The organism is bacterium (genome assembly GCA_024228115.1).
Classification (GTDB): Bacteria; Myxococcota_A; UBA9160; order UBA9160; family UBA6930.
Genome location: JAAETT010000478.1, coordinates 1 through 3,272 on the forward strand (window position 1 = coordinate 1; position 3,272 = coordinate 3,272).

Below are 3,272 nucleotides of genomic sequence, written 5' to 3' on the forward strand. Positions count from 1 at the left end.
CGCACCGCCCCCCACAGCCCCCACGCCCGGCCGCCTGCCCGCGCGCGGGTCCGCGCCCCCCCCTTCCTGGGGTGGCGTGCCCCCCCCCCCCCCCCTTTCTTTTTTGGTGTCCCCCCCCCCCCCCCCCCCCCCCCCGGCTCTGCCGGGGGATGCTTACCTGCGCCCTAGTATCCTTTCAGAAGGGGGGCTGTAGGCCAACCCACACGAACGAGTTGCCTGCGGCGCGGGCGACTCGTCTGGGCCAGCTAACTTGTGTTGGGCTGCAGGAGCCTATTTGTGGCCTGACCCAAACGAGGGGGTTGAACAAAGAGCGATCGGAACTACCATCGCCGGCCAGCGGGAGTCCACCCCATGGCGTGCAAGCTGACGGCGAAACGAGACGTGCGGCGTCTCGTCCACGGCTACTTCGAGTCCAAGTACACGAACCCGGAGAACGTGACGGACCAGACGAAGATGACGGCGTTCGGGGCCACGAAAGTTCGCTTGCGAAAAGACCATCGGAACATCGGCCAGCGGGTTCGCCGCAAGGGATGCACCATGAAGACGTTCGATCCCGGCGAGTTCCTCGCCTGCAAGAAGGTGGGTGATGTCGTAAAGGGCGCTTGGCAAGCGGTCGAAGACAACCGATGAGTTTCCATGGCCGAACCGCTGCCGCCCTCATCTCGTGTGCACTGTTCGTCGCACAGAACTCTGCGGCCTACACCGAAGAAGAGATCGAGAGGGCCCAAGCCGATCTCCGGTCCATGTATTCGGTGAAGAAGGTGATCTTCAGCGCACAGGTCGAGACCCTGCGGACGGGAACCGCGGCGCGCGCGCTCCAGCCTTCGATCCAGGAGCGCCTAACCAAGGCACTCGCACGGTACGAGTCGGACCCTGCCAGAAGAAGCCAGCTTGCAGGCTGGGCCATGGCGAACGTCAAGCGCCTGGATGCTGACACGGCCGAGTTCAGGACCTGGCTGGCGCAGCGGGTGCCGGGAATCTCGCCGTCCGAGGTACAGGGCCGCCTCGGTGCGGTCGCCGCATTTCATGGAGGTCGTCTCCCCGAATCACGGCTTGCCCGAGCGTACGCCGCACTCGCCGAGGAGAAGCCCGGGCCGCCGACGGCAGCCGAGCTTGTACTTGAAACGGCTCTGGAAGGGGCGGTCGTAGCTTCCTGGTTGAAGACGGAGTTGGCCCGACAGGCGAAGGAGAAGAAGGATGCGGAGGCCAAGCGGCGCGGCGAGGAGCCCGACACTCTGATCGGGGAGCTCCGCTCCAACGGTATCCACATGCGCCGCTCCCCCACCGAGAAACAGGACGGCAAACCAGCCACCTTCTCGTTGAATCGGAGCGCTGGGCAGAGCACGGTCTACTCGACCGATGTCGCGATCATCTGGGGCGAGTTCTTCGAGGGAAAAAAGGCGAATCACAGCCCGTCCGCATCCCTCGATGTCCACATCTCAAGCGATGACACCGCGAGCGAAAACGCCCTCCGTCTCCAGGGCGGCTGGCTCAGCAGCTGGGACGCGCCCTTCTACACGTCCGCGATGCTCAAGTACGAGACCGATCGGGACTTTGACACGCGCAAGGCGACGCTTGAGCTGCAGGGCACGTTTGTGCCGGACGGGCCGGATGTGGCCTGCATCCACGTCTACTGCTGGAACGACGAGGAGCTGCCCGTGGCGTTCCGCTGGGAGCCCTGGATCGGGACGGAAGCCGGCTACAGCTTCGCCGACGGGGACTCCAACGAGACGGACGACGGCATTCTCCGCCTCCTGGGGCGCTTGCGGGCAGACGTGCGATTGACGTTCCTGCAGAAGCCGCTGCGGATGAAGAAGGTCTCGCTCTTCGCGGAGGAGACCTTCCGCTATCTCCCGCTGGAGAGGGGCGACTCGACGTATCAGTTCCTGACCGCGGGTCTCACCTTCGAGCTGGACGATCACGTTAGCCTGGGACTCACCTACAAGAACGGCGAAGACGCGCCGAATTTCGAGGACATAGACACCTTCGGCCTGGCGCTCGGCCTGAAGTTCTAGCCCATCGGGAGTCGCCCCGGCTCTGCCGGGGAGGCGCTCAGAGTTTGACAGTTCCGGGAATGACAAACTCCCCCTCGTGAGCCGCTAAGAGCATCACGAGAGGGAGAACTTTGTCGAACTAGCGAAAGCTACAGCACAGCGAATGGGAGTGAGAATACGATGTATGTGACGGGTGCAACGTGTAAGAAACAGGACCGGGACCAAGGAGAGAGCTGCCGATGGAGAAAATCGGGAGACGCGGAACGGAAGACCCGCACGCTTCGCGAGATATGGAAGGGGTCCATCCCGGATCTATGGGCAGGCGCGTGAACATTGATTTCGCCCTGTGAATTCTGATGCAAGGGAGGTTCTTTGTGGGGTATTTCCAATTGAATCAAGGGACTAACGATCTTCGGTGACACGAGAAGGGTCTTGAGGGGGAACTAGCAGCGCCGGGCCCGCGTAGTGGCCCCTGAGAGACCCTCAGCGTTTGTCGGTCAAAACAGGCCCCCCAAACACCCAGAAGCGCTGTGAGGGTGTTCCGCGGACGGGATGGGGCGTTTATAGGCGGAGAAAGTCCGTCGAAGTTGCTCAGATGAATTCCTTGTCCGGTCAGTGCCGTCTTTCGTGGGCCGGCCTTTCGCGTCGTAGTGGTACCAGTGCGGAAGAGGAAAGGGGGCGCAAGGTCGATTCTTGGTTCCTCCGCTGGCGCGGCACCTCCAAGGCACTCGATGCGCTGGAAGGCGCTGGGTTGAGGCTCCCTAAGAAAGGCCGTCACAGAGGAGGCCTGAGCAGACGAATAGGATCAACATAGACTTCGCGACAACATGGGCCCGCGCGGCAAGAACCGACTACTTCGCGTCCGTAGATTTCCTATTGCACCGTCGCTTCCGGACAAGTGTCTCGGAACGATTCGCTGAAAGCGTGGTCGCGGCAGCTTGGCCGGCGGGTTACTCACCGCGCGACTGCGTCGACTGGCTGGCGGCGGAGGAATCGAACTCAGCGAAATCTATGAGGTCTGGAACGTCTCTTGTGCGACTTCGCAAGAGCCCTCTTCACTTCCGCCTGTCTCGCCGCGTCGTATTCGAGCGTCCACTGAAGCTCTTTCTTGGCCTGGTCCAGCAGGTCAAAGCCATACTTGTTGGCGATCACGAGAAACCGTAGAAATCTGATCATCTAGCCGTGGTCGCGCGCGAGTGCTGGTTTCTCGTCAGAACGGCGAATCGGTGTCGGTCGGATCGGTGTCGAGTTCGCGATCGAGAGCCGCGAGGTAGTGTC

The 3,272-nt window shown here is 62.3% G+C and carries 2 protein-coding genes; both read left to right on the top strand.

The features are described 5' to 3' along the window. The first annotated feature begins 351 nt into the window (after positions 1–351). Positions 352–630: a hypothetical protein gene (locus GY937_20560; protein ID MCP5059104.1), complete on the top strand. Its 279-nt coding sequence runs from the start codon at positions 352–354 to the stop codon at positions 628–630. Beyond that, positions 627–2,015: a porin family protein gene (locus GY937_20565; protein MCP5059105.1), complete on the top strand. Its 1,389-nt coding sequence runs from the start codon at positions 627–629 to the stop codon at positions 2,013–2,015. Before GY937_20560 ends, GY937_20565 begins: the two co-directional genes overlap by 4 nt. Positions 2,016–3,272 lie beyond the last annotated feature (1,257 nt).

What these genes read in the sequence shown, in the direction of transcription:
- GY937_20560 (MCP5059104.1), top strand. Translation starts at nt 352, where the DNA reads ATGGCGTGCAAGCTGACGGCGAAACGAGACGTGCGGCGTCTCGTCCAC.
- GY937_20565 (MCP5059105.1), top strand. Translation starts at nt 627, where the DNA reads ATGAGTTTCCATGGCCGAACCGCTGCCGCCCTCATCTCGTGTGCACTG.